The organism is Janthinobacterium sp. GW822-FHT07H10 (assembly GCF_058798675.1).
In genome coordinates this window covers 342267-366898 of the sequence record NZ_JBXAKS010000001.1, presented here as the reverse complement: position 1 = coordinate 366898, position 24632 = coordinate 342267, and the positions used below count along the sequence as shown (strand labels likewise).

Below are 24632 nucleotides of genomic sequence, written 5' to 3'. Positions count from 1 at the left end.
TTTTTTGTTTTTACTTTGTTATACGCGTTCGATCACGACGGCGATACCCTGCCCCACGCCGATGCACATGGTGCACAGCGCATAGCGCCCGCCCGTGCGCTCGAGCTGGTTCAGCGCGGCCATCACGAGGCGCGCGCCCGAGGCGCCCAGCGGATGGCCGATGGCGATGGCGCCGCCATTCGGATTGACGTGCGCGGCATCGTCGGCCAGGCCCAGGTCGCGCGTGACGGCCAGCGCCTGCGCGGCAAACGCCTCATTGAGTTCGATCACATCCATCTGTTCGATGCTCAGGCCCGTCTGCGCCAGCACCTTGCGCGAGGCCGGCGATGGACCGAAGCCCATGATGCGCGGCGCCAGGCCGGCCGTGGCCATGCCCAGCACCTTCGCGCGCGGCGTCAGCTTGTATTTGTCGACGGCGGCCGCGGACGCCAGCAGGATGGCGCAGGCGCCGTCGTTCAAGCCCGAGGCATTGCCGGCCGTGACGGTGCCGTCCGCCTTGACCACGCCCTTGAGCTTTGCCAGCATCTCCAGCGAGGTGTCCGGGCGCGGATGTTCGTCGCTGTTGACCATTTTAGGATCGCCCTTTTTTTGCGGCACGGCGACGGGCACGATTTCGCGCTCGAACACGCCAGCCGCGTGGGCGGCTGCCCAGCGCTGCTGGCTGCGCAAGGCCAGAGCATCCTGGTCGGCGCGGCTGATGCCAAATTCCACGGCCACGTTTTCCGCCGTTTCCGGCATGGTGTCGATGCCGTACTGCGCCTTCATCTTGCCGTTCACGAAACGCCAGCCCAGGGTGGTGTCTTCGATTTTCGCCGCGCGCGAGAACGCGCTGTCGGCCTTGCCCATGACGAAAGGCGCGCGCGTCATGCTTTCCACGCCGCCGGCGATGATCAGTTCCGCCTCGCCCGCCTTGATGGAGCGGGCAGCCATGCCGACGGCATCCAGGCTGGAGCCGCACAGGCGGTTGATGGTATTGGCGGGCACCACATCCGGCAAGCCGGCCAGCAGCGCGGCCATGCGGCCCACGTTGCGGTTGTCTTCGCCCGCCTGGTTGGCGCAGCCGTAAAATACGTCGTCGATGGCGGACCAGTCGACGGACGGGTTGCGCGCGATCAGCGCGGCGATCGGCAGCGCGCCCAGGTCGTCGGCGCGCACGCCGGAGAGCGCGCCGCCATAGCGCCCGAAGGGCGTGCGCACGGCGTCACAGATAAAAGCGTCGTTCATGTTTGTCCTTGTTCTGTCTATTCTGTCTGATCAGGAGAAAATCTTCGGGCGCTGGTCGATCACGCGCCGGGCCTTGCCCGTCAGCGTGCGTTCGATGCCGGAAGCGGCCACCAGGCGCACGCGCGTGCTCACGCCCACGTGTGTCTTGATGCGGTGCTCCAGCTCGCGCGCCAGGGCGTCCGTCTCGCTGGCAGAGATGGTGGACGTCAGGTCGATGCGCAGCTCGGCGATGACTTCGAGCTTGTCGAGATGGCCGTCGCGCGTGACCACCAGCTGGTATTGCGGCGCCAGGCGCGGCATCTTGAGGATCAGTTCCTCGATCTGCGTGGGGAAGACGTTGACGCCGCGGATGATCAGCATGTCGTCCGAACGGCCCGTGATCTTGCCGATGCGGCGCATCGAACGCGACGTCGGCGGCAGCAGGCGGGTCAGGTCACGCGTGCGGTAGCGGATGATGGGCAGCGCCTCTTTCGACAGCGACGTAAATACCAGTTCGCCCTCTTCGCCATCGGGCAGCACTTCGCCCGTTTCCGGATCGATGATCTCCGGATAAAAGTGGTCTTCCCAGATGACGGGGCCGTCCTTGCTTTCGATGCATTCGGATGCCACGCCAGGACCCATCACTTCGGACAGGCCGTAGATGTCGACGGCGTCGATGCCGGCGCGCGCCTCGATTTCCGAACGCATGGCGTCCGTCCACGGCTCGGCGCCGAAAATCCCCACCTTCAGCGACGATTCGGCCGGGTCGAGGCCCTGGCGCGTGAATTCCTCGATGATGTTGAGCATGTACGATGGCGTGACCATGATGATCGATGGCTTGAAGTCCTGGATCAGCTGTACCTGTTTTTCCGTCTGCCCGCCGGACATCGGGATGACCGTGCAACCGAGGCGCTCGGCGCCGTAGTGCGCGCCCAGGCCGCCCGTGAACAGGCCATAGCCGTAGGAGATATGCACCATGTCGCCGGCGCGGCCGCCGCCGGCGCGGATCGAGCGCGCCACCACATTGGCCCAGGTGTCGATGTCGTTCTGCGTATAGCCAACCACCGTGGCCTTGCCCGTGGTGCCGCTCGAGGCGTGGATGCGCACCACCTGCTCGCGCGGCACGGCGAACAGGCCGAATGGATAATTGTCGCGCAAGACCTTCTTGTCCGTGAACGGAAACCTGGCCAGGTCCGCCAGGGACTTCAGGTCATCCGGATGCACGCCCGCCGCATCGAAAGCGGCGCGGTAATGGGGCACGTTGTCATAGGCGTGCCTGAGCGACCATTGCATGCGTTCGAGCTGCAGCGCCTGCAGTTCATCCTTGCTGGCGCGCTCGATCGCTTCCAGGTCATTCGGGGCGGGATAGCGTTGGACCATCATTGTCTCCTAATCGGTTCTTCAATTTTTCAAATCAGCTGCGGCAGTTCAAACCTGCTCTTGTGCTACTTCAATCGCTAATGACTTCGCCGGCCACGCGGATCGACTTGCCGCGAAATAGCGCGATCGCGCGCCCTTCCTGGTTGCTGACCTTGACGTCATAGACGCCGCTCTTGCCCGCCAGCGCCTGCTCGACGGCATCGGCCGTCAGCACGTCGCCTTCGCGGCCCGGCGCCAGGTAGTCGATGGCGCAGCCGGCGCCCACGGTGTTCATGTTGTAGCTGTTACAGGCGAAGGCAAAGGCGCTGTCTGCCAGGGCAAAGATAAAGCCGCCATGGCAGGTCTGGTGGCCGTTGAGCATGTCGGCGCGCACCGTCATCGTCATGCGCGCATAGCCCGGGCGTACTTCGGCCAGGGCGATGCCCATGGCGGCGGTGGCGTTATCGCGCGACAGCATGGACGCGGCGGAAGCTTCGGCCAGGGCCTGGGCGGTCAGGTTGCGATCTTCATTCGACATATCATTCGGCATGAAACGGTGCTCCATTGGCGAGTTTGCGGCGCAGCAGCGGCGAGACGCGGTAACGGTCCTCGCCATAGCCCTGCGCCAGGTTGTGCAGCACGGTCACGATGTGGGCAACGCCCACCTGGTCGGCCCAGGCCAGCGGTCCGCGCGGGTAATTGACGCCCTTCTGCATGGCGATATCGACGGCCGCCACGGTGCACACGCCCTGGTTGACGGCATCGGCCGCCTCGTTGGCCAGCATGGCCACGGTGCGCATGACAGCCAGGCCAGGCACGTCGTCCAGGCGGGTCACGATGAAACCGGCGGCCTGGAACAGGCCCACGGCAGCCGCATAGGCCGCATCGCTGCACTGGTCGGCGCGCGCCACGGCGATGCGCTTGGCAGCGGCGTAATCGAGTGCCAGGTCGAACAGCACCGTGTCCGGATGCTGGTTGTCGTGCGCGCGCTGCGTGGCGCTACGCCCGTCGGTAAGGTAGATCGCGGCGCCGTTGCAATGCAGGGCGGGCGCTTCATCGCATGTTTCGCCTTCCTGCACGACGCGGCGGCTGACAGTGAGGCCGGCGTGCTCGAGGCGCTGCACCAGGCTATGCACAATGCCGCTGTGGCCACGCCCGTCGCTGCCGATGGCCGCCGAGATGGCAACGAACTCCGGCTTCGGCTGCGGACCTTCCGCCTGCGCCACGGGAGCGGCCGCGCCTTCGCCATATGGGTAGAAGCCGCGGCCAGATTTGCGGCCCAGGAAGCCCGCGTTGACCATTTCCTGCTGCAGCACGGACGGCGTGAAGCGCGGATCGTTGAAATAGGCGCCGAACACGGATTGCGTGACGGAGAAATTCACGTCGTGGCCGATCAGGTCCATCAATTCGAATGGTCCCATGCGGAAGCCGCCCGCTTCGCGCAGCACGGCGTCGATGGTGGCGGCGTCGCCCGCCTGCTCGTTCAGCAAGCGCCAGCCTTCCGCGTAAAACGGACGGGCGACCCGGTTGACGATGAAGCCCGGCGTCGATTTCGCATGCACGGGGTTCTTGCCCCAGGCAATCGACGTATCGTGGACGGTGGCGGCGACTTGCGCGCTGGTGGCCAGGCCACTGATCACCTCGACCAGCGCCATCAAGGGCACCGGGTTAAAGAAATGCATGCCGACCAGGCGTTCCGGGCGGCGCAGCCTGGCGGCAATCGCCGTAACGGAAATCGACGAGGTATTCGTCGCCAGGATGCAGTCGTCGCTGACCACCGCTTCGAGCTCGGCGAACAGGCCGCACTTGACGTCGAGGTTTTCCACGATGGCTTCCACCACCAGGGAAGCGTCAGCCACGTCGGCCAGGCTGCCCGCCGCCTGCAGGCGCGCCGTGGCGGCCGCCGCGTCGTCAGCCGTCATGCGGCCCTTTTCGGCCAGCTTCGCATACATCTTGCCGATATCCAGCAAGGCCTTGCTGACGGCTTCCGCGCGCGTGTCGTACAGCTTTACGCGGTAGCCGGCGGCAGCGGCCACCTGCGCGATGCCGGCGCCCATGGCGCCGCTGCCGATGACGGCGACAATGCTGTTGTGTGCCAATGCGGTCATATCAGTGTCCCTTGAATTGCGGTGCGCGCTTTTCCATGAAGGCGGCCACGCCTTCGCGGTAATCGTCGCTGTTACCGAGTTCGCTCATCATGCGCGCTTCCAGCGCCAGCTGCTGCGGCAGGGTGTTGGCGCCGCTGGCGGCCAGCGCCTGCTTGGTGAACGCCAGGCCCTTGGTCGGCGCCGTGGAAAAGTGCACGGCCAATTTCTGCGTTTCTTCCGCCAGCTGCGCGTCGTCCACGCATTTCCAGATCAGGCCCCAGTCTTCCGCTTTTTCCGCCGTCAGTTTTTCACCGAGCATGGCCAGGCCCATGGCACGCGCGGAACCGATCAGGCGCGGCAGGAAGAAGGTGCCGCCCGTGTCCGGGATCAGGCCCAGCTTGCAGAACACCTCGACGAAGCTGGCCGACTTGCCGGCGATGACGATATCGCAGGCCAGGGCCAGGTTGGCTCCCGCGCCCGCCGCCACGCCATTGACGGCGCAGATCACGGGCATCGGCAAGGCCTTCAGGGCCAGCACCAGCGGCGCATAGTTTTTTTCCACCGACTCGCCCAGGTCCACGCCTTTCGAACCCGGCTCCACGGCGCGGTCGGACAAGTCCTGCCCCGCGCAAAAGCCGCGCCCCGCGCCCGTCAGCACGAAGACGCGCACGGCGCTGTCGGCGTTGACCTTGGCGATGGCGTCGCGCACTTCCTCGTGCATGGCCTGGGTAAAGCTATTGAGCTTGTCGGGGCGGTTCAGGGTGAGCGTGGCGATGCCCTGCTCGATGGTGAAGAGGATGTTTTGGTAGCTCATGGCGTCTCGCTTTTTAATGGGTACGGCAGGGCACCAGCCCTGCGCCGGCTTTATTCTGCCTGGTCGAAGTCGACGACGACCTTGTCGGTCAGCGGGAAGCTCTGGCAGCTGAGGACGAAACCGCGCGCCACTTCATAATCTTCCAGCGCATAGTTGACGTCCATCTCGACCTTGCCGTCGAGGATCTTGCAGCGGCAGGTGGAGCACACGCCGCCCTTGCACGAGTAGCGCATGTCGATGCCCTGACGCAGGCCGGCGTCGAGGATGGATTCCTTGTCCTTGTCCATCGTGAAGGTGGTGTGGTTGCCGTCCATGATGACGGTCACTTCCGTTTCCTGCACGACGCCTGCGTCCATCTGGGCGCGCGGCTTGTGGGCGTTTTTCGGGATGCTGGCCGCGAACAGTTCGATCTTGATATTCTGCTTCGGCATGCCGGCCGCCTGCAGGGCGGCGGAGACGCCCAGCATCATGTCTTCCGGGCCGCAGATGAAGGCGTTGTCGTAGTCCTCGACCTTGATCCAGTGCTGCAGGAACTGCTCGCATTTTTCCTGCGTGATGCGGCCGTTGAACAATTCGATGTCCTGCTGCTCGCGGCTCATCACATACACGAGGTTCAGGCGCTCCAGGTACACATCCTTCAAGTCCGTCAATTCTTCCTTGAAGATGACGGAGGACGAGGCGCGGTTGCCGTAAAACAGCGTGAAACGGCTCAGGGGTTCCGTCAGCAAGGTGGTCTTGATGATGGAGAGGATGGGCGTGATGCCGCTGCCGGCCGCGAAAGCCAGGTAGTGCTTGCGGTTGACGCAGTCGAGCGGCACGTTGAAGTGGCCCATGGGCGGCATCACCTCGATGGTGGCGCCCGCTTTCAGGGTGTCGTTGGCCCAGGTCGAAAAAGCGCCGCCCGGCGTGCGCTTGATGGCCACGCGCAGGGTGCCGTCCTGCACCGCCGAGCAGATCGAATACGAGCGGCGCACGTCTTCCGCATTGATATTGGCGCGCAGGGTCAGGTGCTGGCCCTGCTGGAAGCGGAACTGCTGTTCCAGCTCGGCCGGCACGGCGAACGTGACGGCGATGGTGTCGCGCGTTTCATTGCGCACGTTTGCCACGGACAGCGGATAAAATTTACTCATGCTTCATCTCCAGTTTCTTCGTGCCTTGTTTTAGCGTGGCTAGTGGCACTTGAAGTAATCAAACGGTTCGCGGCAGTCGAGACATTTGTACAGGGCCTTGCACGGCGTGGAGCCGAACTGGCTGGTCAGCTGCGTATGCGTCGAGCCGCAGTTCGGGCAGATCACGTCCAGCCTTGGCATGGCCTGGCGCTTGACGCCACCACGCAAGCCGCTGATGTCGATCACCTGCTGCTGCGGCGGGGCGATGCCATAGCCTTGCAGCTTGACCTTGCCCGCCTCGCTCATCCAGTCCGTGGTCCACGCGGGCGACAGCTGGTTCACCAGGGTCACCTTGGCCACGCCGTGGCTGCGCAAGGCATCCGTGACGGCATCGGCGATCACCTGCATGGCCGGACAGCCCGAATACGTGGGCGTGATCGTCACGATGCACGCATCGCCGCCGGTGACTTCGACGGCGCGCACGATGCCCAGGTCCACCACTGAAATGACGGGGATTTCCGGATCCGGCACGTCGCCGAGCCAGGCCCAGACCTGGGCCGCGTCCAGCGCTGCCGTGGCCGTGTTCATTACCACTCCGCCCCGGGATAGGCGCGCTGCAGGAACTGCATCTCGGCCAGGATAAAGCCCAGGTGCTCCGTGTGCGTGCCCTGCTTGCCGCCCTTTTGCATCCAGGCGTCCGGCGCCGGCATGGTCAGGGTGGCTTCGGCGAAGATCTCGGCCACGTGCTCGAGGAAAGCCTGGCGCAGGATGTCGGACGGCGGTGCGATGCCGGCGGCGACCATGGCCTGGTCGACGGCGTCGTACTTGAACATCTCGCCCGTGTACATCCACAGCGCATCGGCCGCGGCCTGCGTTTTCGCGTGGCTTTGCTCCGTGCCGTCGCCGAGGCGCACAACAAGATCGCCGCTGCGGCGCAGGTGATAGGTGACTTCCTTGATCGACTTCTGCGCCACTTCGACGATGCGCGCGTCAGCCGATTTCGTCAGTTCCAGCAGCTGGAAGTAGTGCCAGGTGTCGAAGAAGAACTGGCGCATCATGGTGTCGGCGTAATTGCCGTTCGGCTGCTCGAGCAGCAGGCAGTTCTTGAAGTCGTGGGCGTCGCGCAGGAAGGCGATATCGTCCTCGTCGCGCCCCGCGTTTTCCAGTTCGGCCGCATAGCTGAACCACAAGCGCGTCTGGCCCAGCAGGTCCAGCGCCACGTTGGTCAGCGCCATGTCTTCTTCCAGCGCCGGGCCCTTGCCGCACAGCTGCGACAGCTGCTGGCTGAGGACCAGGGCGTTGTCGCCCAGGCGCAGGAGGTAATTGACCTTGTCATCCATCGCAGGCGCTCCCATCACAGGTTCTTGACTTCTTCCGGCATCGGGAAGAAGGTGGGGTGACGGTACACCTTGCTGTTCGATGGTTCGAACAGCGCGCCCTTGTCGCCGGGGCTGCTGGCGACGATGTCGGCTGCGCGCACCACCCAGATGCTCACGCCCTCATTGCGGCGCGTGTAGACGTCGCGCGCATGGTTGACCGCCATGGTGGCGTCGGAAGCGTGCAGGCTGCCCACATGCTTGTGCGCCAGCCCGTGCTGGCTGCGGATGAAAACTTCCCACAATGGCCATTCTTTGCTCATGTTGCTCTCCCCTATCTGTCTTATCTGTTTACGCTGCCGCTTTGTTAGCGGCTTGCTTGTCTGCATACGCGACCAAGGCATCGCGGAACCATTCGCCGTCCTCATACGCTTTCACGCGCGTTTGCAGGCGCTCGCGGTTGCACGGGCCATTGCCCTTCAAGACATTGTTGAACTCGGACCAGTCGATCTCGCCGAATTCATAGTGGCCCGTTTCGGCATTGAATTTCAGGTCGGGGTCGGGCACGGTCAGGCCCAGGTATTCGATTTGCGGCACGGTCTGGTCGACCATGCGCTGGCGCAACTCATCGTTCGAAAACAGCTTGATGCGCCATTGCGCCGATTGGGCGCTGTTGACGGAAGCGGCGTCGGACGGGCCGAACATCATCAGCGAAGGCCACCACCAGCGGTTCAGCGCATCCTGCGCCATGGCTTTCTGCGCGGGCGTGCCCTTGCACAGCGACATCATGATGTCGTAGCCCTGGCGCGCATGGAACGATTCTTCCTTGCAGACGCGGATCATGGCGCGTGCATACGGGCCATACGAGCAGCGGCACAGGGGAATCTGGTTAATGATGGCGGAACCGTCGACCAGCCAGCCGATGGCGCCCATGTCGGCCCACGACAGGGTCGGATAGTTAAAGATGCTGGAATACTTGGCTTTGCCTGAGTGCAAGGCAGCCAGCAGCTCGTCGCGCGAGACACCGAGGGTTTCCGCGGCGCTGTACAGGTACAGGCCGTGGCCCGCTTCGTCCTGGATCTTCGCCAGCAGGATGGACTTGCGCTTCAGGGTAGGCGCGCGCGTGACCCAGTTACCCTCAGGCAATTGACCGACGATTTCCGAGTGGGCGTGCTGCGAAATCTGGCGGATCAGGGTCTTGCGGTAGGCGTCCGGCATCCAGTCCTTGGCTTCGATCTTGATGCCTTCGTCGATGCGCGCCTGAAAAGCGCGTTCTTCCGATCCCATGTCGTCGATCGAGCGGACGTTTTTGAGGCCGGTTTCAACCATTTGTGCGTACATGATGTGTCTCCCATGTCGTGTTTCTTTGCTATAGCGCAAAGCGATACACGGATAATACGATACATAAAACGATTTGCATACACTTGATTTGAATCATTTCATAAATCCGTATCTTATGAGCCTTTTACGGGGGTATGATGTGAAAAAATAGTCCACGCCCCGGCGCATGGCAAAGTAAACTGCTGCTTTTATTGAAACGACCAATACGGCCAGACCAGGACCACATGAAGAACACCGCTTGCAGCACATGGATAGCCGCCTTCCTCGCCACCGACCCGCCCCGCTCGAAGTCGCTGGTAATGACGATTTTCGGCGATGCCATCGTGCCGCGCGGCGGCGCCATCTGGCTCGGCAGCCTGATCGAATTGCTGGCGCCGTTCGGCGTCAACGACCGCTTGCTGCGCACCAGCGTGTTCCGCCTGGCGCAGGAAGGCTGGCTCAGCTCGCAAAGGGATGGCCGCCGCAGCGCCTATACGATACGTCCCGACGCGCTGGCCCGCTTCGAGCGCGCCTACCGCCGCATCTATGCGCCGCTGGTCGCGCACTGGGATGGCAGCTGGACCCTGGTGATCGGCCCGGCCGGCAGCATCGGCGCCGCCGAGCGGGGCGCCCTGCGCAAGGAATTGCTGTGGGCTGGCTATGGCTTGATCGCGCCCGGCATCTTCGGCCATCCGGCCAGCAATGCGGAAGCGCTCGAGGATATCCTCGCGCGCAACGAAGTGCAGGGCAAGCTGTATGTGTGCCACACCACGGAATTGCCGGGCGTCAGTACGCGCCCGCTGCGCGACATGGTGGGCGAATGCTGGGATTTGTCGGAAGTGATGGCCGGCTATGAAAAATTCATCGCCAGCTTCCAGCCGCTGCTGACCTTGCTGCAAGACAACCCCGTGTTCGACGCCGAACAAGCGTTCGTCATCCGCTCACTGTTGACGCACGCCTACCGCCGCGTGCAATTGCACGATCCGCAACTGCCCGTCGAGCTGCTGCCCGAACCGTGGCCCGGCACGCAGGCCTACGCGCTGGCGCGCGCGCTGTACCGCATCACGTATGCGGCCGCCGAGGAGCATATCCTGGCCACCCTGCGGCGCGAGGATGCACAGGCGCCCGATGTGGAGCCGTGGTTCTACGAACGTTTCGGCGGGTTGAACAGCTGAGAAAACGTCCATGGCGGCGCTGCAGGGCCCAAGCCTACGTTTGCGCTGCCTGCGGCCCTGCGCCGGGCCCCGAACATTTTGCAGGCGTTCGGCAGGCGTGCTGCAACAGGCGCTGATTAATCAGACGATCAATCAGACGATCAATCAGACGATTCATCAGACGCTCATTACTTGACGACGACCTGTTTCGCCCCGGCCAGCAAATCCTGCCCCAGCTTTTCCAGCGCATTGGCCTGCACCAGCATGGTGTCGAGGATGGCGGCATTGAAGGTGAATTCGGCCGGCGTCGTGTAGCCGGGAAAGCGCAGGATGCGCAGCAATTCCTGCAAGGTCGTGCCCTTGCCCAGGTGCGCCAGCGCGTCGCTGAGGGCGCTGACTTTCTTTTCCAGCTCGCGTATGTGTTTACCGTTGTCGTCCATGATGATCTCCCGATGTTCGAGCTATCACCTTAGCAAAGCGCATCGCGCGTCGTTTGCGCCAGCACAAAGACGCAGACAAAACAGGTATCATCGCGCCATTGCACACGATGCAAAACCTCTCTTGTTTTTATCAGGAACACTCATGACCATTAAAATCAGCCAGCAATTCGATGCCGGCGCGATCGAAGTGCTGCGCGCCAACGATGCCCAATCCATCGAGCTGAACATTCGCAAGGATTCCCACGCCGACATCACGCAGTGGTTTTATTTCCGCCTGCAAGGCGCGCAGGGCGAGGCGTGCACGATCCGCTTCATGAATGCAGGCAAGTCGGCCTACCCGGACGGCTGGAAGGATTACCAGGCGGTCGCCAGCTACGACCGCGAAACATGGTTCCGCGTGCCCACCAGCTTTGACGGCACCGTGATGACCATCGCACACACGCCGGAAGAGGAAAGCGTGTACTACGCCTATTTCGAACCGTACCCATGGGATCGCCACCTGGCCCTGATCGACAGCGCGCAAGCGTCGCCGCTGGTGCGCTTGATCGACCTGGGCAGCACCGTGGAAGGCCGCGACATGAATCTGCTGGTGGTCGGCGATGCCGATGCCGAGAAGAAAGTCTGGGTCATTGCGCGCCAGCACCCGGGCGAGACGATGGCCGAATGGTTTGTCGAAGGCATGCTCGAGGCGCTGCTGGACCAGGCCAATCCATTTGCCCGCCAATGCCTGCAAGACGCCGTCTTCTACGTGGTGCCGAACATGAACCCGGACGGTTCCGTGCATGGCAACCTGCGCACCAACGCGGCCGGCGCCAACCTGAACCGCGAATGGATGACGCCGACGATGGAGCGCAGCCCGGAAGTGTTCCTGGTGAAACAGAAGATGCATGAAATCGGCTGCGACCTGTTCCTCGACGTGCATGGCGACGAAGGCTTGCCGTACGTGTTCGTGGCCGGCAGCGATGCGCTGGAAAACTTCACGCCAGCACAAAAAGCCGAGCAAGACCGCTTCATCGCCGACTTCAAGGTGGCCAGCCCCGACTTCCAGGATGAACACGGCTATGAAGACGGCCCGTTCACGCCGGAAGTGCTGACCATGGGTTCGCCCCACATCACCCACGCCTTCGGCTGCCTGTCGCTGACCCTGGAACTGCCGTTCAAGGACAACGCCAACGATCCGGACCCGCAAACGGGCTGGAGCGGTGCACGCAGCGCCGCCCTGGGGGCTGCCGTGCTGCAACCTATCCTGTCGACCTTGCGCGCCTAAGCATCACCGCGGTCACGCGGCCCGCCCCGCGCAGGCGGGCCGCGCTTCGCATCAGCCCCTGGCAACCTTGCGCAAGGCCTCCACCAGCTTGTCCACGTGCGACTCGGGCGTAAAGATGCCGGGCGTCACGCGCAGGCAAGCGCCGGAAGCGAGACCGTCGCGCGGCACGGCAAAGATGCCGTGTTCCTCCACCAGTTTTTTCGACAAGGCAAAGTTATCGGCCACGCTCGTCCTGCCTTTCAGGCGGAACGACGCGATGGCGCTCGTCAGGCGCGGGTCGCTCGAGGCCAGCACCTCGATGCCGTCGATGCCGCGCGCCGCGTCCACCCAGCGGTTGCGCAATAGCCGCAGTCGCGCCTGCTTATTGGCCACGCCGATCTGCGCGTGCAAGTCCAGCGCCGTCGGCAAGCTCAGGTAAGCGGCGAAATTGACCGTGCCCGTGTGCACGCGCGTGCGGATATCCTCTCCCGCCGTTTCTCCCATATACGGGTCGATATCGGCCACCCTGCCCCGCCTGATGTAGGCGGCGCCCACGCCCACGGGCGCGCCTATCCATTTATGCAGGTTGATGCCGGCAAAGTCCGCCTGCAAGTCGGGAATCGTCATGTCCAGCTGGCCGAAACCGTGCGCCGTATCGACGATGACATCGATGCCCCGCTCGCGCGCCAGGCGGCTGATCTCGGCGACGGGCAAGACCATGCCGTTGCGGTGGTTCACATGCGTGAGCAGCATCAGCTTCAGCTTGGGCTGGCGATCCATGGCGGCCACATAGGCGGCGACCACGCTATCGTGCGTAAACGGTTCCGGCATGGTGATAGCCACCACGTCGGCGCCGCGCCGCTGCCTGAGCCAACGCATGACGGTGATCATGTTGTCGTAATCGATGTCCGCGTACAGCACCGTATCGCCGGGCTGCAAGCGGTTGTAGCCGGCGATCAGCACTTGCAGCGCTTCCGTGGCGCCCCGCGTCAGCACGATTTCATCGGTAGCCACGCCCAGCGCCTTCGCCGCCGCCGCGCGCGCCGCCTCGAAGTCGGCGGGGAAGCGCATGCGCGCATACCAGGCGTTGTCGCGGTTGACCATGGCCAGTTGCTGCTCGTAATGTGCCAGCACGGGCCTGGCCATCGAACCCCAGAAGGCGTTATCGAGTTGCACGACCGCATCGGTCGTGTCGTATTGGGCGGCCACGGCCTGCCAGTATGCCGGCCTGGTCGCCAGCATGTCCGGCGTGGTGCCGGGCGGCACCGTTGGCAGCGGCGGCAAGACCGCTGCCAGCGGCGCGGCGCCGGCGGCGCCCGCAGCAAACGGCAGCGCCGCCGCCAGCGAACCGGCGCACAGCAGCGCGCGGCGTTGAGGATTCATTTTCAAAAAGTGCCCCTTAGAATGTGACGCCTAGAACTTCACTTTATATTCCACATACAGGTTGCGGCCATCCGTGTCGTACGGCGCATTGCGCGAGTAAATCAGACCGCGGCTGGCCTGGAACGTTGCCTCGTCGGGATACTTATCCAGCACATTGTCGACGCCCACGCGCAGCGACTGCTGCTCGCTGATCTTGTAGCTGGCGGCCAGGTCGAGAAATTGCATGGCGCCGAAGCGCTGGAAGATATCGCCCGTGGCATTGCCGGAATTGTCCGTCCAGGCGCCATAGTAGCGCACGCGGGCCAGGGTATTCCAGCTGCCGAGATCATAGTTTGCGCTGACGGTGGCCTTCTGGCGCGGCAGGCGCTCTTCGAACACTTGCCGCTGGGCCGGATTGGTGACCAGGCTGGACTTGCCGCCATCGACTTGCGTCGTGTTGTAGTTGTAGGCGAGAGTCAGGTTCAGCTTGCCGTCGCCGATGCGGCTCAGGTGGCTGCCGACGATATCGATGCCGCGCGTGGTGGTGTCGAAGTCGTTCGTGAAATAGCTGACGGAGGTGTAGCGCAGCGGGTTGGCCACGCCAGCCGGCACGGCAAACGCGGCGGACGTGCTGAAGCGGTCGCTGACCTTGATGTCATACACGTCGACGGAACCGGAAAAACCGGCCGGCGTCTTCCACGTAAAGCCCAGTGACAGGTTCTTCGATTTTTCGGGTTTCAGCGCCTGCGCGCCGAGCAGGATGGCCAGCGGATCGTTATTCGCCAGGCGGCCGCTGGTAAACAGCAGCAAGGTCTTGGTATCGAGGCCCTGATTCGTGCTGTTGGTATTCGACTGGCCCGGCGTCGGCGCGCGGAAACCCGTCGAGTAGGAGCCGCGCAAGGCGAAGTCCTCGCTCAGCGCGTAGCGGGCCGACAACTTGCCGTTGACGGTGCTGCCGAATTCCGAAAAATGCTCATAGCGGGCCGCGCCGCCCACGCTCCAGGCGCGGCTCAGCGGCACTTCCACGTCCAGGTAGGCCGCATAGCTGTCCTGGCCCCAGCTGCCCGCCTGGCGGTCGCTGAAACCGGGCGCGCCATTCGAGTTCGCATCGAGGCCGATGGCCGCGCCCGGTCCCACCAGGTAGGACGCCGCATCGCCGGCGCGCACGCCATAGGTTTCGTTGCGCGCTTCCGCGCCAAACGCGATATTGACGGGCTGCGGCAAGGAGGCCACCGGTAATTCATAGTTGAAATTGGCGTTGAGGATCTTTTCCTCCTGCGACAGCTGGCCCAGGTAAAACGCCGTCGGGCTGGTCGGCCCCATCGAGGCATTGATGGAATTGGCCAGGTGGTAATCGATGCGGTTGCGGCCGTAGGACGCGCTCACATCCCAGCCGAAGCGGTCGTTGAAGCGGCCGCGCACGCCGGCCACCACTTGCAGGTCGTCCTGGTCATTGGAATAGCTGGGGCTGAAACCGAGCGGATAGATGCTGCGCAAGTCCCAGCCGGGGAACAGGCTGCTGGTCTTGTACGCGCCCGTGCTCGTGTCCGGGTTGCGCCAGTTGAAGTCCGAGGTGCCGTCGCTGCGGCTGAACAGGCCAAAGCCGTACAGCGCCGTGGTGTCGGACAGGGCCATGCTGGCATTGAAGCCGAGGCGCTTGCTGTCGAGTTCAGGCTGGCCCCAGCGCTGCACGGGATTCGGCACCTTCAGCTCCGGATGCGCGTTCTGGAAAGCAATGGCGTCGGCCCGCTGGCGCGTGCGCGAAGTGGGGTCGGACTTGGCCAGCGCGCCGAAAATCGTCGCCTTGCCCGTCTCGCCAAAGGTAAAGCCCGTTTTCAGGTTAAGCTCGTTACCCTTGCCGTCGCCTTCCGAGTATTGCGAATGGTGCACGGAGAGTTCCGTGCCCAGCGTATCGTCGAGGATGATGTTGATCACGCCCGCGATCGCATCGGAACCATACTGGGCCGAGGCACCGTCGCGCAACACCTCGATGCGCTTGATGGCAGACACGGGAATCTGCGCCAGGTCGGCCGCCTGCGCGCCGCGCGCGCCGAGCAGGGCACTGCGGTGGAAACGCTTGCCGTTGACCAGCACCAGGGTCTGGTCCGGCGACAGGCCGCGCAAGGTTGCAGGACGCACGAAGACTTGCCCATCGGCCATCGGCAAGCGCTGTACCACGTACGACGGTACGAGTTGCGCCAGCACATCGTTCAAGTCCGACGACTCGACGGCGCCGATATCTTCGCGGTTGAACACGTCGACGGGCGCCATGGTGTCGAACTGCGTGCGGTTGCTGCCGCGCGTGCCCGTGACGATCACGGCTTGCGGCGCCTCAAGGGCATTGCCGGCGGACGCGGAAACGGCGGGCGCATCGCCATCGGCATGCGCCTGGCTGGCGAAGACGGCGTTCATGGCACACAACAGGGCCACCGCGCGGGCGATGCGGGTACGGGAGTAGGTCATGGAAAGAGTCACTATGCAGGATTGGATCAACAACGACGCGTGATGGGCAAGATTCGCATCTTGCATGAAATATCACGAAGTTCGGCCTACTTACATTAAAAGCATCTAATTTGCGCAAATAACGTCAGATGGCGCCATCATACGAAGCGAATATTTCACCCGTATGACGCCAGGATCACGGAGCAGAAAGCACGCGGACAAGAAAAAAGGCGCCCACGGCGCCTTGTTGCGGAAGGAGGAGCTGGCAGCGCTCAGCCGCCGGCCACCACCATGCTCTCGATGAGGATGGAACCGGTCTGCTTGGTGCCGCGGCGCAACACGTCGGCGCCGACGGCGACGATATTGCGCAGCATGTCCTTCATGTTGCCGGCAATGGTGATTTCTTCCACCGGGTATTGAATCACGCCATTTTCCACCCAGAAGCCGGAGGCGCCGCGCGAATAGTCGCCCGTCACATAATTGGTTCCTTGTCCCATCAGTTCCGTCACCAGCAAGCCCGTGCCCAGCTTTTTCAGCATGGCGACGAAATCGTCGGTGGCGGCCGTGCGGGACGACGTCAGGTAGAGATTGTGCGAACCGCCCGCGTTGCCCGTCGTCTGCATGCCCAGCTTGCGGGCCGTATAGGTCGACAGGAAATACCCTTGCACCACGCCATCCTTGACGACGTCGCGGCTGACGGTCTTCACGCCCTCCTCATCGAACGGCGCCGAACCGACGCCGCCGATCACGTGCGGATCTTCGAAGATCTGCAGGTGATCGGGCAGCACCTGCGTGCCCAGGGAATCGAGCAGGAAAGTGGACTTGCGGTACAGCGCGCCGCCCGAGGTCGCTTGCACATAGGTACCCAGCAAGCCGGCCGCCAACGGCGCCTCGAACAGCACGGGACAGGTGCGCGTGCCCAGCTTGCGCGCATTCAGGCGCGACAGCGCGCGTTCGGCGGCATAGCGGCCGATGGCTTCCGGGCTCGACATTTTCGATGCATCGCGCACGGACGAATACCAGTCGTCGCGCTGCATCTTCGCGCCCTTGCCGGCGATGGGTGCCACGGACAGCGTGTGGCGCGAAAACGGGTAGCCGCCGATGAAGCCGCGCGAATTGGCGGAAACGAAATGCGATTGCTGCACGTGCACGCCGGCGCCTTCGCTGTTCGTGATGCGCGGGTCGACGGCAAACGCGGCCGCTTCGGCCCGCTGGGCCAGCACGACGGCTTCCTCGGCGGAAATGAGCCACGGATAGAACAGTTGCAGGTCGCGGGGCGCCATTTCCAGCAGCTCGGCATCGGCCAGGCCCGCGCAATCGTCCTCGGCCGTGAAGCGGGCGATGTTGTAGGCGGCATCCACGGTGGCGCGCAGGGCCGACGGCGAAAAGTCGGACGTGCTGGCATTGCCGCGCTTCTTGCCGACAAACACGGTCACGCCCATGCCCTTGTCCTTGTTTTGCTCGATCGTCTCGATCTTGCCTTTTCGTACAGAAACAGACAGGCCACCGCCTTCGCTGACTTCGACGGCGGCGTCGGTGCCGCCCGCTTCCCGCGCAAAAGACAACACATCACGGGCAAGTTGCTTCAATTGCTCTTGGCTATGGGTAAATACGGAGTCGTTCATGTGCTGTTTTCTTCGGAAAGCCGCTAAAAAGGTTATCATAGCAGTCGTTTACAGTTTACAGGAGCGGTCCACAAGTCCTCTCCCGCCTTATATATCATGCCAAATCCAAACCGGGGAGCTTGCGGCTTCCAATCGTCCGAATTCGAACAGGAATATGAACGTCCGTCGAAATCGGAACTCAAGCGCCAGATGACCGTCCTGCAAAAGCTGGGCGAAGAACTCGTCAATGAAGCACGCGACCGCGTCAAGCGCGTCCCGATGCCGGAAGACGTACGCGACGCCATCCTCGAATGCCAGTTGATCAAGGATCACGAAGGCCGCCGCCGCCAGCTGCAATACGTGGGCAAGAAGATGCGCACCCTGGATGAGGAAGAAGTTGCCGCCATCCAACGCACCATCGATAGCTGGAAAGGCTTGTCGAAAGCCGACACGGCCGCCATGCACGCGATGGAACGCCGCCGCGACAAGCTCTTGACGGATGACAAAGCCCTGACCGTCTTGCTGTCGGAAAACCCGGAACTGGACGTGCAGCATTTGCGCACCCTGATCCGCAATGCCCGCAAGGAGCAGGCCGAGAACAAGCCGCCAAAAGCCTACCGCGAAATCTTCCAGATCCTGAAACAGATCGCCAAGAAGCAAAACGGCGGCAAGGATGATGCTGACGAAGATGGCGTTGAGCAAGAAGACGACGAATAATCGGCCGTCCGAAACGCAGGGATGGACAAAAAACCGGGATAATCCCGGTTTTATTGTTTTTACGCCACTCCAGACTCTATAGGTGCAAGATGCCCACCACCATCGAAGACGAATTGATTATCGGCCTCGTGTCGATCTCGGACCGCGCCAGCGGCGGCGTGTATGAAGACCAGGGCATCCCTGCCCTGGAAAGTTGGCTCTCGGCCGCCATCCGCACGCCGTTCCGTCTGGAAAAGCGGCTGATTCCGGACGACCGCTCGCAGATTGAAAACACCCTGATCGACATGGTCGACCTGAACCATTGCCACCTGATCCTGACGACGGGCGGCACGGGCCCGGCGCGGCGCGATGTGACGCCGGACGCGACCCTGGCCGTGGGAACCAAGGAAATGCCTGGTTTCGGCGAACAGATGCGCCAGATCAGCCTGCGCTTCGTGCCGACGGCCATTTTGTCGCGCCAGGTGGCCGTGATCCGCGAGACGCCCGAGCGCGCCGCCCTGATCATGAACTTGCCGGGCCAGCCGAAAGCCATCAAGGAAACCCTGGAAGGCTTGAAGGATGTTGATGGAAATCAATTGGTAAACGGCATCTTTGCCGCCGTGCCGTATTGCATCGACCTCATCGGTGGCCCCTACATGGAAACCGACACGGCCATCTGCAAGGCCTTCCGTCCCAAATCAGCGCTGCGTCCGGCGCAACCTTTACCTGAGGAAAATACATGAGCACCTTGCTGGAAACCATAGAACTCGACAGCGCACCGCACCCCACCGTTTCCATCATCTGGATGCACGGCCTGGGCGCCGACGGCAACGACTTCGTGCCCCTGGTGAAAGAACTCGACTTGCGCGGCTGCCCCGCCACCCGCTTCATTTTCCCCAGCGCCGGCACCATGCCCGTCACCATCAACAACGGCTATGTGATGCGCGCCTGGTACGACATCCTCGTCAACGACCTGGTGCGTCGCGAGGATGAAGCCGGCCTGCGCGCCTCGCAGACGCAGATCGAGGCGCTGATCGCGCGCGAAAAGGCACGCGGCATCCCCGCCAGCCGCATCATCCTGGCCGGCTTCTCGCAAGGCTGCGCCATGACCCTGCAGACGGGCTTGCGCCACGCGGAGCCGCTGGCCGGCCTGATGTGCCTGTCCGGCTACCTGCCGCTGGCCGACAAGACGGCTGCCGAACGCACGCCGGCCAGCCTGGAAACACCGATCTTCATGGCGCATGGCACGGACGACCCCGTGGTGCCGCTGGGCCGCGCACAACAGTCGCGCGACTTGCTGACCGGCATGGGTTACAAGGTGGAATGGCATGAATACCGGATGCAGCATTCGCTGTGCCAGGAAGAGATCGACGCCATCGGCGCGTGGCTGAAAAAAGTAGTGGCTTAAGGTCAAACAGGCATGGCGTGCGCCATGCCTTCCAGTATCACGGACGCCGGAGGCTTATTTGCCTGCCGGCGTTTTTTCTTGCCAGATTTTCAGCATGTCGGGCGACGCTTCCGAGCGGATGCCGTTGTCCGTCAATACCGATTCCGTCGCCGCCAGCATCTCCTTGCGCGGCACGACGATGGTTTCGCCGCCGTGCTGGTCGAAGCGTATCGTCAGTAACTCATCGGTCTGGTCGCGCAGCAAGGTCACCAGGTGCGCCAGGCTGCGCACGGGCACGCCATTGATCGATTGCACCACGGCGCCAAAGCGATTGCTGTAGCCCGTCATCAGCTTGTGCGGGAAAAACGGCGCGGCGATCACCACCAGTTCCTCGCGCGCCGCATCGGGCGCATCGCCGCGCCGCGTCACCAGCGGATTGCCATAAAAACTCATGGCGGCCAGCGTCGTCGCATTGCTGCTGGCCGAGGCGAGGAATTCAGCCGTGCCGCGCGAAAAGACGATGGGGCCATAGATGAAATACGAAGGGTAATCGCCCTGCAAGTCGCCGATCAGCATGGGACGCTGCGCCGACACGGGCAGGCTGACCTTCATGACGGCGCCATTGCGCACCAGCGTCAGCGGCACCGCGCCATGGCTCGCCACTTGCTGCACGCGGTACTGGAAGCGCACGCGGCTGTTGGCATTGAGCTTGACCATGCCCTGGTTGTCGATGGCCGAGTCGCCGATGTGCGTGATGACGTCCCACTCTTTCAGCGGATAGCCGGCATCTTTTTTCAGCGGCGACATGACCACCACGCCTTCCACATTCTTGCCCAGTTTGAGCAGGCTGCGCAAGGCGGGATTTTCCAGTGTTTGCGTCACGTCAAACATGGCCGGCTTGCCTTCGCCATCCTTGTCCGTCTTGCCCGCCGCCTGCTCGCGCAGGAACAGTTCGATTTCTTCATTCGGAATGATGTAGCCGATGTTTTGCGCATTTTGCGCGCCCGCAAAGGCCAGGCCGATCATCTTGTCGCCGGCAATCACGGGGCCGCCGCTATTGCCCGGGTTGATGGCCGCATCGATCTGGATGCGCAGGCCGGACGCGGGAAAGCGGTAGGGCACGAACTCGATGCGCGAGACGATGCCCTTGGTGATCGACAGCGAGGTGCCGCCCAGCGGGTAGCCATACGCGAGCACGGCATCGCGCACGTCGGGCAAGACATTGGCGCGCGGCGCCGGCTTGTGGCTGTCGAAAAAACTGTCATCGTCGAGTTTCAGCAAGGCCAGATCCATGCCGCGCGAAATGGCCAGCACGGTGGCCGGTATCTTGTCGCCGGAACCGTTGGCCTGCACCTGCACCTGGCTCGCGTAGCCGACCACATGCGCGTTGGTCAGGATGCGGCGGCCATCGATGACGACGCCGGAGCCCGTCACATCCTGGGGCGCGGCCTTGCTCCAGGGCTTGTACGGGTCGGGCCGGCGCAGGGTGGAAAACACCTTGACGACGGAGTTTTCCAGCGCGGAAGCGCTGGGCGCGGCGCTGGTTTCCGCCGCGACGGCATTGACCATCATCAATGGGCAAAAAGAAAGGGCCAGCGCCAGGCAGGCGCGGCCCATCAGGGTGGAGCACGGACGAGTTTTCATTGAGCTTTTTCGCAATGGAAGGGAAGCAAAATTATATATTGAATAACGGCAATATTATTACAATTTGTCCATCTTCCACAAAAACCGCGCCAATCAGGCCGGCAACGGCGGCACGCCCAATGCCGGCACGGCCGTCTGCGCGCCATTCATGACCATGGCCAACAGGGTGTAGTAGCCATTGATGCCCATCAAGTCGACCACGCCGTGCTCGCCAAACAGGGCCAGCGCGCGCGCATACGTGGCATCGCCGACCCGCTTGTTCTGCTGCAACTCGATGCAGAAGTCATGCACGGCTTGCTCGTCCTCTTTCAGGGCAGGGGGCGCGCGGCGCGCGGCGATGGCGTCCACGGCCGCTTGCGCGATGCCATTCTGCACGGCCAGCGGCGCGTGGATGGCCCACTCGACCTGCTGGTCCCACTGGCGCGCCGTCACGAGGATCGCCAGTTCCGACAGCCGCGTGCCGATGGCGCTGCGGTAGCGCAGGTACTCGCCCATGCGCTGCGCCGTTTCCATCAGCTCGGGGCTGCGGATCAGCGGCACGAAGGGGCCGTACAGGGCACCGCGCGGGCCATCGATGATGGCTTGCGCGGCGGCGCGCTGCTGCCGGTCCAGCTGGTCCGGCGGCAGCGGCGGCAAGCGGTCGATATCGCTACCGGCCATCAGGCGGTCCAGGCGACCACGTCCTGCTGCTGCTCGCCGAGGCCGGCGATGCCGAGGCGCAGGCTGTCGCCTTTTTTCAGGAAGCGCTGCGGCTTGCGGCCCTGGCCCACGCCCGGCGGCGTGCCCGTGGCGATGATGTCGCCCGGTTCCAGGGTCATGAATTGCGACAGGTAGCTGACGATCTGCGCCACCGTGAAGATCATGGTTTGCGTATTGCCGGTCTGCATGCGCTTGCCGTTGACTTCCAGGTACAGGTCCAGGTCCTGCTCGTCGATGACTTCATCGCGCGTCACCAGCCATGGGCCGACGGGACCGAAGGTGTCGCAGCCCTTGCCCTTGTCCCACTGGCCGCCCCGTTCCAGCTGGAACGAGCGCTCGGAAATGTCATTGACGACACAGTAGCCGGCCACATATTTCAGCGCATCGTCTTCGCTCACGTATTGCGCACGCGTGCCGATGACCACGCCCAGCTCGACTTCCCAATCCGTCTTTTTCGAGCCTTTCGGCAACACGACATTGTCGTCCGGGCCATTCAGGCAGCTGATCGCCTTCATGAAGACGATCGGTTCGGCCGGGATCGGCATGCCCGCTTCGGCCGCGTGGTCCGCGTAATTGAGGCCGATGCCGATGAATTTGCCGACCTTGGCCAGCGGCACGCCGAAGCGCGGGTTGCCGCGCACCAGGGGCAGCGTCTTTTCGTCGAGCTTGGCCAGCTTGCGCAGGGCCTTGTCGGACAGTTGCGCGCCGTCAATATCGACGATCACGCCGGACAGGTCGCGCAGTTTGCCTTCTTCATCGATCAGGCCCGGTTTTTCCTTGCCTGGACGTCCATAACGAACGAGTTTCATAGTCTTCCTTGGAGTTAATCATTGCCGCTGTGCAGGCAGCCATTTTACCGGATGGCCCGGCACGCCTGTGGCGGCCGATGAAAAACAGCGCAAGGTGCGGCCATCCACCGTCAGGGCGTGGCCGTGCTCCCGCGCAAGCCGGGCAAGGCGACGCGGGTAAATTGCACGTCGCTGGCGCGGCTTTCCGTCACCGTGAAACCCGTGCAATCGCTGGCGGCCAGGCATTGGAAGCTCACGAGACCGAATGGCCAGGGCCCCACGAAGCTGTTTTTTCCGAATGGCGCCAGGGCGATGTCGCCCCGCGAAAAACCCAGCACGACGCTGCCCTCCTGCGCCGTCACCGTGTACAGCGCATGCAGTTCATCGCTGTAGTATTCCCCCAGCAAGGGCTGCAGCGCGGCATCCGGCAGCCGCGCCGGCGCCATGCGTTTGGCGCGGATGGCGCGCGCGTTGCGCAGCCAGGTGCCGCCACCGATGACGCCCGCCGCGTCCGGCGCATCGAAGCGAAAGCTGGCGTTGCTCAGCTTGACAAAGAATTCACGCTCGCCCGCCGGGTAGAACGGCATCTTGTCGTCACCCGCCGTCCAGCCCAGCAACTGCTCGTCTTCCCTGGCGAAAGTGATGGCCGAACCGTTTTCCAGCGCGTAGGTGCCGAGCAGGGCATCCAGGCGAGCGGGCGCGAGCGGCACCTGCACGCCGTCCGAATAGTCGGGCATAGGCTTGGACAAGGGTTGCAGCTGGCCATCGAGATAAATGTCGGCGATGCGCTGGCCCAGCCGGCTTGCCTGCACGTCGGCGCCATTGCCCATGATGATGACCGTCAGTTGCTGGTCGGGAAAGCGAACCAGATAACTGCGAAAGCCCGCGTCCGCGCCGCTGTGGTCGATGGTTTTCAGGCCGCGGTACGCGCCGATGTCGAGACCGCCGCCATAGCCGGTGGCCTTGCCATCGTTGAAGGTGGCCGACGTCTGCATCCGGGCCAGCAACGCAGGACCGCCGACGCGGGCATCGTTGAAATTATTCGCCCACAGCAGCAGATCGTCCGCGGTCGTGACCAGGCTGGTCGGGCCGACCGTGGAGTACGACAGGGCGATCCGGCTGTAGCCGCCCTGCGGCGCCGGCTGGTAAGACTGCGCGCGGCCCGCGACCAGGGTGGCATATTGCTCGTGGAAAAAAGTGTGCCGCATGCCAAGCGGATCGAAGATGCGCTCCCGCGCAAACGCGGCCAGCGGCTGGCCCGATACCTTGCGCACGATGGCGGCCAGCAGCGTGTAGCCCGTGTTGTTGTACGCGAAGTCGCTGCCCGGCACGAAATTGAGCGCGCGCTGGCGGCGCACCAGGCGCAGCACGTCGTCGTCCGTGATGACGTCGTCCATGCGCCATCCGGCCATCGCCAGCAGATTCCACTGGTCGCGCAAGCCGCTGGTGTGGGTCAGCAGGTGACGGATGCGGATGGTCTGGCCAAAGTCCGGCAGCGCGGGCACATGCTTGCGCACGTCATCGTCGAGCGACAGCTTGCCGTCTTGCGCCAGCAGCAGGATGGCGAACGCCGTGAATTGCTTCGACAGCGAGGCAACGTGGAAGCTGGTCGACGGCGTGATCGGACGGTTCTGCTCGATGTCGGCCATGCCGAAGCTGCCCCGGTAGACGCGCTGGCCATCCTTCACGACCATCACCGCGGCGCCCGGCGTATCGGCCCGGTTCCATTTTGCAAACAGGGCGTCCACCTGCTGCTCCCTGGTGGCGGCCTGCGTGGCCGATGCCGCCGGCGGCTTGCCCCTAACAGGCGGTTGCAGGGCCAGCAAAGGCGAGACGATCGCGAGATAGCAAAGTGCCTTCATGTCTTGAATTTCCCCATGGAAATAGTCGGTAGCGAGGAGTGTATATTATTCAAGTATCAAAAAAGCAAATTTTTTCTCCATGACGAGTCGATGCTGCCAG

Annotated in this window: 23 protein-coding genes; 5 read left to right on the top strand and 18 right to left on the bottom strand. The window is 63.4% G+C overall.

The genetic code is table 11. The features are described 5' to 3' along the window. Positions 1-18: 18 nt before the first annotated feature. The 10 genes from pcaF to paaA all read right to left on the bottom strand — a co-directional run bounded on the left by pcaF (position 19) and on the right by paaA (position 9229). Positions 19-1224: a 3-oxoadipyl-CoA thiolase gene (gene pcaF / locus AC1RDJ_RS01685; RefSeq protein ID WP_493026321.1), complete on the bottom strand. Its 1206-nt coding sequence runs from the start codon at positions 1222-1224 to the stop codon at positions 19-21. 30 nt (positions 1225-1254) lie between these two features. Next, a complete protein-coding gene (gene paaK, locus AC1RDJ_RS01680; RefSeq protein WP_071326197.1) occupies positions 1255-2583 on the bottom strand; it encodes a phenylacetate--CoA ligase PaaK in 1329 nt (442 codons plus the stop codon). A gap of 70 nt (positions 2584-2653) precedes the next feature. Continuing rightward, on the bottom strand, positions 2654-3112 hold the full coding sequence (gene paaI / locus AC1RDJ_RS01675; protein ID WP_493026320.1) for a hydroxyphenylacetyl-CoA thioesterase PaaI: 459 nt from the start codon (positions 3110-3112) through the stop codon (positions 2654-2656). Next, positions 3102-4670 carry a 3-hydroxyacyl-CoA dehydrogenase PaaH gene (gene paaH, locus AC1RDJ_RS01670; RefSeq protein ID WP_493026319.1) on the bottom strand — a complete coding sequence of 523 codons (1569 nt, stop codon included), beginning with the start codon at positions 4668-4670 and terminating at the stop codon, positions 3102-3104. Before paaH ends, paaI begins: the two co-directional genes overlap by 11 nt. A 1-nt stretch (position 4671) precedes the next feature. Then, entirely contained in the window at positions 4672-5463 is a 792-nt protein-coding gene (gene paaG, locus AC1RDJ_RS01665) for a 2-(1,2-epoxy-1,2-dihydrophenyl)acetyl-CoA isomerase PaaG (protein ID WP_289884744.1), read from the bottom strand. 50 nt (positions 5464-5513) lie between these two features. Next, positions 5514-6593, bottom strand: a complete 1080-nt coding sequence (paaE, locus tag AC1RDJ_RS01660) for a 1,2-phenylacetyl-CoA epoxidase subunit PaaE (RefSeq protein WP_493026318.1) — start codon at positions 6591-6593, stop codon at positions 5514-5516. Positions 6594-6632: 39 nt separating this feature from the next. Next, positions 6633-7160 (bottom strand): 1,2-phenylacetyl-CoA epoxidase subunit PaaD, encoded by a 528-nt coding sequence (gene paaD, locus AC1RDJ_RS01655; RefSeq protein ID WP_493026317.1) that lies wholly within the window; start codon positions 7158-7160, stop codon positions 6633-6635. Further along, the gene (gene paaC / locus AC1RDJ_RS01650) at positions 7160-7912 is read right to left on the bottom strand and encodes a 1,2-phenylacetyl-CoA epoxidase subunit PaaC (RefSeq protein ID WP_493026558.1); all 753 of its coding nucleotides are present in this window, start codon (positions 7910-7912) and stop codon (positions 7160-7162) included. Before paaC ends, paaD begins: the two co-directional genes overlap by 1 nt. A gap of 14 nt (positions 7913-7926) precedes the next feature. Then, on the bottom strand, positions 7927-8211 hold the full coding sequence (gene paaB / locus AC1RDJ_RS01645) for a 1,2-phenylacetyl-CoA epoxidase subunit PaaB (protein WP_034746356.1): 285 nt from the start codon (positions 8209-8211) through the stop codon (positions 7927-7929). Positions 8212-8239: 28 nt separating this feature from the next. Continuing rightward, positions 8240-9229 (bottom strand): 1,2-phenylacetyl-CoA epoxidase subunit PaaA, encoded by a 990-nt coding sequence (gene paaA, locus AC1RDJ_RS01640; protein WP_289884740.1) that lies wholly within the window; start codon positions 9227-9229, stop codon positions 8240-8242. Between the two features lie 224 nt (positions 9230-9453). Between paaA and paaX the strand changes: the two genes are divergently transcribed. After that, on the top strand, positions 9454-10383 hold the full coding sequence (gene paaX, locus AC1RDJ_RS01635) for a phenylacetic acid degradation operon negative regulatory protein PaaX (protein ID WP_071321927.1): 930 nt from the start codon (positions 9454-9456) through the stop codon (positions 10381-10383). A gap of 167 nt (positions 10384-10550) precedes the next feature. Here the strand turns inward: paaX and AC1RDJ_RS01630 are convergent, their stop codons facing one another. Further along, positions 10551-10802 (bottom strand): hypothetical protein, encoded by a 252-nt coding sequence (locus AC1RDJ_RS01630; protein WP_071321926.1) that lies wholly within the window; start codon positions 10800-10802, stop codon positions 10551-10553. Positions 10803-10944: 142 nt separating this feature from the next. Between AC1RDJ_RS01630 and AC1RDJ_RS01625 the strand changes: the two genes are divergently transcribed. After that, positions 10945-12069 (top strand): M14 family metallopeptidase, encoded by a 1125-nt coding sequence (locus tag AC1RDJ_RS01625; RefSeq protein WP_493026316.1) that lies wholly within the window; start codon positions 10945-10947, stop codon positions 12067-12069. 51 nt (positions 12070-12120) lie between these two features. Here the strand turns inward: AC1RDJ_RS01625 and AC1RDJ_RS01620 are convergent, their stop codons facing one another. The 3 genes from AC1RDJ_RS01620 to pmbA form a co-directional block, all read right to left on the bottom strand. Further along, complete coding sequence (locus AC1RDJ_RS01620) at positions 12121-13431, bottom strand: aminotransferase class V-fold PLP-dependent enzyme (RefSeq protein ID WP_493026557.1); 1311 nt, start codon at positions 13429-13431, stop codon at positions 12121-12123. A gap of 30 nt (positions 13432-13461) precedes the next feature. Beyond that, the gene (locus AC1RDJ_RS01615) at positions 13462-15873 is read right to left on the bottom strand and encodes a TonB-dependent receptor plug domain-containing protein (protein ID WP_493026315.1); all 2412 of its coding nucleotides are present in this window, start codon (positions 15871-15873) and stop codon (positions 13462-13464) included. A gap of 251 nt (positions 15874-16124) precedes the next feature. After that, a complete protein-coding gene (gene pmbA / locus AC1RDJ_RS01610; RefSeq protein WP_071321923.1) occupies positions 16125-17477 on the bottom strand; it encodes a metalloprotease PmbA in 1353 nt (450 codons plus the stop codon). A 96-nt stretch (positions 17478-17573) separates the two neighbouring features. Between pmbA and yjgA the strand changes: the two genes are divergently transcribed. The 3 genes from yjgA to AC1RDJ_RS01595 all read left to right on the top strand — a co-directional run bounded on the left by yjgA (position 17574) and on the right by AC1RDJ_RS01595 (position 19560). Next, positions 17574-18173, top strand: a complete 600-nt coding sequence (gene yjgA / locus AC1RDJ_RS01605) for a ribosome biogenesis factor YjgA (RefSeq protein ID WP_071321922.1) — start codon at positions 17574-17576, stop codon at positions 18171-18173. A gap of 89 nt (positions 18174-18262) precedes the next feature. Further along, positions 18263-18895 (top strand): molybdopterin adenylyltransferase, encoded by a 633-nt coding sequence (gene mog, locus AC1RDJ_RS01600; protein ID WP_071321921.1) that lies wholly within the window; start codon positions 18263-18265, stop codon positions 18893-18895. Further along, positions 18892-19560 (top strand): alpha/beta hydrolase, encoded by a 669-nt coding sequence (locus AC1RDJ_RS01595; protein ID WP_493026314.1) that lies wholly within the window; start codon positions 18892-18894, stop codon positions 19558-19560. The genes mog and AC1RDJ_RS01595 overlap by 4 nt, the downstream gene beginning before the upstream one ends. Positions 19561-19614: 54 nt before the next feature. Here the strand turns inward: AC1RDJ_RS01595 and AC1RDJ_RS01590 are convergent, their stop codons facing one another. The 4 genes from AC1RDJ_RS01590 to AC1RDJ_RS01575 all read right to left on the bottom strand — a co-directional run bounded on the left by AC1RDJ_RS01590 (position 19615) and on the right by AC1RDJ_RS01575 (position 24532). Beyond that, positions 19615-21183, bottom strand: a complete 1569-nt coding sequence (locus AC1RDJ_RS01590; protein WP_493026313.1) for a S1C family serine protease — start codon at positions 21181-21183, stop codon at positions 19615-19617. 93 nt (positions 21184-21276) lie between these two features. Then, complete coding sequence (locus AC1RDJ_RS01585; RefSeq protein ID WP_493026312.1) at positions 21277-21843, bottom strand: carboxymuconolactone decarboxylase family protein; 567 nt, start codon at positions 21841-21843, stop codon at positions 21277-21279. Beyond that, positions 21843-22691: a fumarylacetoacetate hydrolase family protein gene (locus AC1RDJ_RS01580; protein WP_071321916.1), complete on the bottom strand. Its 849-nt coding sequence runs from the start codon at positions 22689-22691 to the stop codon at positions 21843-21845. The genes AC1RDJ_RS01585 and AC1RDJ_RS01580 overlap by 1 nt, the downstream gene beginning before the upstream one ends. Positions 22692-22801: 110 nt before the next feature. Continuing rightward, positions 22802-24532 carry a serine hydrolase domain-containing protein gene (locus AC1RDJ_RS01575; protein ID WP_493026311.1) on the bottom strand — a complete coding sequence of 577 codons (1731 nt, stop codon included), beginning with the start codon at positions 24530-24532 and terminating at the stop codon, positions 22802-22804. Positions 24533-24632: the final 100 nt, after the last annotated feature.